Source organism: Patiriisocius sp. 208BN25-11 (genome assembly GCF_058147145.1).
The window spans coordinates 1-1,303 of sequence record NZ_JBYVJY010000035.1 but is presented as its reverse complement, the minus strand read 5'-3'; the positions used below and the strand labels follow the sequence as shown (position 1 = coordinate 1,303).

Here is a 1,303-nt window from a genome sequence, read left to right as displayed (position 1 = left end):
AATGTCTTGTCCTGAAATATGGCTACAGGTTAAAATTGATTTTACGCTGTTAATTTATATACCATATTTGGTGTTTTATAGTTTAAAGATAGATGTAATCTTATTTCATTGTATAAATTAATTGCATTTTTTGTTGCTCTCTTAGCGTGTTGTAGGCTATCAAAGGTCTGGTCAAGATAGAACTCGTCTTTTAAAATTCCGTTTACACGTTCTGCCATTGCATTTTCGTAGCAATGATTTTCTTCTGTCATACTAATGCCTATGTTATTTTTCTTTAAGATTTGTGTGTAAACATTGCTACAATACTGTATGCCTCTGTCAGAATGATGAATAAGCTCTTTACTGTTTTTAGCTTGATATATGGCTTTATTTAAGGCCCTCACACAACCTTTAAGTTCTAAGCTATTACTTATGTCATATCCCACGATTTTACGACTGTGCATATCTGTAATGAGCGCTAGATAACAAAATCCTTTAATGGTCCTTATGTAAGTAATATCGCTAACCCATACTTGGTTGGACCTGGTTACTTCGATATTTTTAATAATGTTCTTGTACTTGTAGAACCTGTGCAAAGAGTTAGTAGTTCTAGAGCTGTATTTCTTTCTGAGGGTGAGCATATTGTATTTTTTAAGAATGTTGAATAAGGTATCTCTACCAACTTTAAGATTGGCATTAGAAAACTCTTTTTCTAGAGATTTGGTGAGTTTTCTAACGCCTTCTCTGGGAAGGGATCTGCGTCTGTTTTTAACAATGGATACTACCTTTTTCTCAATTTCAAGACGTTTATCTTCTCTACGTTTGTATTTGTAGTAGGCATCACGTTTAAGTCCAAAACAAGCTGTTATAGTCGTCAGAGATACAAATCCCTTAGATTTTTCCTTGGCCTTTATCAGGGCCTGATACTTAGTTTTTTTTTAAGTTCAAGCACAGATTTATAGCCCAGCTGTTCGGCAGCGACCTCTAGATAAGAATCATCTATCAAGGCATCCATATCCTTTTTCAAAAGAAGTTTTTTAAGCTGTTCAATCTCTTTTTGTAGTTGCTTAATACGAGTTATTTCGTCTTTAGTTTTCACAGTTACTCTGGTGTTCATTAAGTCCTTACGGTTATACTTCTTAATCCACTCATTGATGGTAGAAGGTGCAATACCGTAAGCTTTACCTAATTGATACTTGTTTAGTTTTCCTGCGGTAAGTTCGTCTAAAATTTTGAGTTTAAAAGATTCAGAATACCGTCTAATTACTTTGTCATTTTTGTACATAATGTTTAAAATTATGTAGCCTTTATTCAGGACGAGTCA

2 protein-coding genes are annotated in these 1,303 nt (G+C 33.8%); both read right to left on the bottom strand.

Annotated features, from left to right (window positions below):
• Positions 1 to 41 precede the first annotated feature (41 nt).
• Positions 42 to 848 carry an IS3 family transposase gene (locus ACY2RS_RS15440; RefSeq protein ID WP_490099566.1) on the bottom strand — a complete coding sequence of 269 codons (807 nt, stop codon included), beginning with the start codon at positions 846 to 848 and terminating at the stop codon, positions 42 to 44.
• A 44-nt stretch (positions 849 to 892) separates the two neighbouring features.
• Positions 893 to 1,264: a transposase gene (locus tag ACY2RS_RS15435; protein WP_490099565.1), complete on the bottom strand. Its 372-nt coding sequence runs from the start codon at positions 1,262 to 1,264 to the stop codon at positions 893 to 895.
• Between the last annotated feature and the right edge of the window lie 39 nt (positions 1,265 to 1,303).